Genomic DNA, 2,910 nt, shown 5'->3' with positions numbered 1-2,910 from the left:
GCGTGCTGCCGCTGGAGGCACGGCAGGCAGCACAGGAAGAAGCGGAAGCGCTGCCGCTCTAGGACGGGCTCAGCCCGCCAGCCGCCCCGCCACCAGCTGCAGCACCCGGTCGCAGCGCCGCGCCAGGTCCTGGTCGTGCGTGACCATCACGAAGGCCGTGCCGTGGCGGCGCGCGAGGTCGAGCATCAGCTCGAACACGGTGTCGGCGGTGCTGCGGTCGAGGTTGCCGGTGGGCTCGTCGGCCAGCACGCAGGCCGGCTGCGTGACCAGCGCGCGCGCGATCGCCACGCGCTGGCGCTCGCCGCCCGACAGCTCGGCCGGCCGGTGGTGCAGCCGCTCGCCCAGGCCCACGCTCTGGAGGATCTTCGTCGCCGACTGCGCGGCCGTGGCCGGGTCGACGCGGCGGATCTTCAGCGGCATCGCCACGTTGTCGAGCGCGCTGAACTCGGGCAGCAGGTGATGGAACTGGTAGACGAAGCCCAGGTGCAGGTTGCGCAACCGGCCCTGCTCGGCGGGGTCGGCATGCGCGATGTCCTTGCCGAGCAGCTCGACATTGCCCGAGGTCGGCGAATCGAGCCCGCCCATCAGGTGCAGCAGCGTGCTCTTGCCCGAACCCGAGGCGCCGACGATGGCCAGCGTCTCGCCGGCATGCACGTCGAGGTCGATGCCGTGCAGCACGGTCAGGTCGAGGCGCCCTTCGTGGAAGCGCTTGGTCAGGCCGCGCGCCTTCAATACGACTTCACTCATAGCGCAGCGCCTCGGCGGGATTCACGCGGCTGGCGCGCCAGCTCGGATACAGCGTGGCCAGGAAGGCCAGCACCAGGGAGATGATCGCGATCGGCATGATGTCGCTGCGCTGCGGGTCGCTGGGCATCTTGCTGATCAGGTAGATGTCCTTGGGCAGGAAGCTCGCATGGAACAGCTGCTCGAGGAAGGGCACGATCACGTCGATGTTGTAGGCGATGCCCAGGCCCAGCAGCAGGCCGGCCACGGTGCCGATCACGCCCACCATCGCGCCCTGCACCACGAAGATGCCCATGATGCTGCGCGGCGAGCTGCCCAGGGTGCGCAGGATCGCGATGTCGGCGCGCTTGTCGGTCACCGTCATCACCAGCGTCGACACCAGGTTGAACGCAGCCACCGCCACGATCAGCGTGAGGATGATGAACATCATGCGTTTCTCGACCTGCACGGCCGCGAACCAGGTCTTGTTCTGGCGCGTCCAGTCGCGGATCAGGAACTGGCCCGGCAGCGAGACGGCCATCTCGTCGGCCACGTCGCGCGCCTGGTTGAGGTCCTTCAGGCGGATGCGGATGCCGGTCGGGCCCTCGAGCCGGAACACGCGCGCCGCGTCTTGCTCGTTGATCAGGGCCAGCGCCGAATCGTATTCGTAGTGGCCCGAGTCGAAGGTGCCGACCACGGTGAACTGCTTGAGGCGCGGCACCACGCCGGCCGGCGTGACCTGGCCGCCCGGCGCCACCAGCGTGACCTGGTCGCCGGGCTGCACGAACAGCGAGCGCGCCAGCTCGCCGCCCAGCACGATGCCGAACTCGCCGGGCACCAGCTTGTCGAGCGTGCCCTTGGGCGCGGCGGCCGCGATGTCGGTGACCTCGGGCTCGAGCTTGGGCTCGATGCCGCGCACCAGCGTGCCCTTCATGTCCTCGCCGCGCGCGATCAGCGCCTGGGTCGCGATGAAGGGCGCCGCGCCGACCACCTCGGGGTACTTGCGCGCGGCCGCCATGATGGTGTCGAGCTCGGGCAGGGCCTGGCCGTCGCGCGAGATGATCTCGATGTGCGAGACCACGCCCAGCATGCGGTCGCGCACTTCCTTCTGGAAGCCGTTCATCACGCTCAGCACGATGATCAGCGCGGCCACGCCGAGCGCGATGCCGAGCATCGAGACGCCCGAGATGAACGAGATGAAGCCGTTGCGCCGGGTCGCCCGGCCCGCGCGCGTGTAGCGCCAGCCGAGCTGCAGTTCGTAGGGGAGTCGCATCAGGTCTCCTGCGGCGCTCGGGGCGACGGCATGGGTCGGTTCATGGGAAAAAGGGTGAAGACGAAGAGGAAGGCGGGCGGAATTGTGGCATCCCGGACAATAGGCCCATGGCCGAACCCGCTCCCGCCCGTCATCTCCTGATTCCCTTTGCCGGCCGCGGTTCCCCGTCCTGCCGCGCAGCCCTCCCAACCTTAAGGTTGCCCAAGCTCGAGGCCCTGCTCGGCCGGCTCGCCGTCACGGCCACCGACACGCAGGACGAAAGCACCCGCTCCCCGCCGCACGAACGCGCCCTGGCGCGCGCGCTCGGCATCGCCGCGGCCGACGGCTGCATCCCCTGGGCCGCGCTCGAGGCGCGCCGCAACGGCGCCGCCGAAGCGAGCGATACCGGCGCCTGGGGCCTGGTCACGCTGTGCCACTGGCAGGTCGGCATCGACGACGTGGTGCTCGGCGATCCCTCGGCGATCGAGATCGACGCCGAGGAGTCGGCCGCGCTGCTGGCCGCGGCGCGCCCCTTCTTCGAGGAGGACGGCATCGCGCTGCATCCGTCCGCGCGCCCCGGCCGCTGGCTCGCGCGCGCGCCGATCTTCCAGGACCTCGCCACCGCCGCCATCGACCGCGCCGTGGGCCACCCGATCTCGCAGTGGTCGCCGCTGGCCGATGCCGCGCGACCGCTGCGCCGGCTCCAGAACGAGATGCAGATGCTGCTCTACACCCAGCGCGTGAACGACGACCGCGCCGCGCGCGGCGCGCCGCCGATCAATTCCTTCTGGCTCAGCGGCACCGGCGCGCTCCCCGCGGGTGCCGTCAGCTCCGAAGGCCCGGCACCGCAGGTCGACGATTCGCTGCGCACCGCCGCGCTGCACGACGACGGCATCGGCTGGGCCGAGGCCTGGCAGGCGCTCGACGCGGGCCCC

3 protein-coding genes are annotated in these 2,910 nt (G+C 70.9%); 1 reads left to right on the top strand and 2 read right to left on the bottom strand.

Features of this window, described 5'->3' with window-relative positions; genetic code table 11:
- Nucleotides 1-69: 69 nt before the first annotated feature.
- Together lolD and AC27VN_RS37800 are read right to left on the bottom strand one after the other, a co-directional pair.
- Nucleotides 70-747: a lipoprotein-releasing ABC transporter ATP-binding protein LolD gene (gene lolD / locus AC27VN_RS37805; protein ID WP_296738152.1), complete on the bottom strand. Its 678-nt coding sequence runs from the start codon at nucleotides 745-747 to the stop codon at nucleotides 70-72.
- A complete protein-coding gene (locus AC27VN_RS37800) occupies nucleotides 740-1,996 on the bottom strand; it encodes a lipoprotein-releasing ABC transporter permease subunit (RefSeq protein WP_093351829.1) in 1,257 nt (418 codons plus the stop codon). The genes lolD and AC27VN_RS37800 overlap by 8 nt, the downstream gene beginning before the upstream one ends.
- Before the next feature lie 197 nt (nucleotides 1,997-2,193).
- Between AC27VN_RS37800 and AC27VN_RS37795 the strand changes: the two genes are divergently transcribed.
- On the top strand, nucleotides 2,194-2,910 hold a 717-nt coding region (locus tag AC27VN_RS37795; protein ID WP_490879975.1), incomplete at its 3' end, for a hypothetical protein.

Source organism: Variovorax sp. 20P10.2.4 (assembly GCF_058244205.1).
Note: the sequence above shows the minus strand (reverse complement) of the source record. Positions and strands in the feature narration are given on the sequence as shown.

Excerpts from the sequence above, each read along its gene's own strand:
- lolD (WP_296738152.1), bottom strand. The coding sequence starts at position 747 with ATGAGTGAAGTCGTATTGAAGGCGCGCGGCCTGACCAAGCGCTTCCAC.
- AC27VN_RS37800 (WP_093351829.1), bottom strand. The coding sequence starts at position 1,996 with ATGCGACTCCCCTACGAACTGCAGCTCGGCTGGCGCTACACGCGCGCG.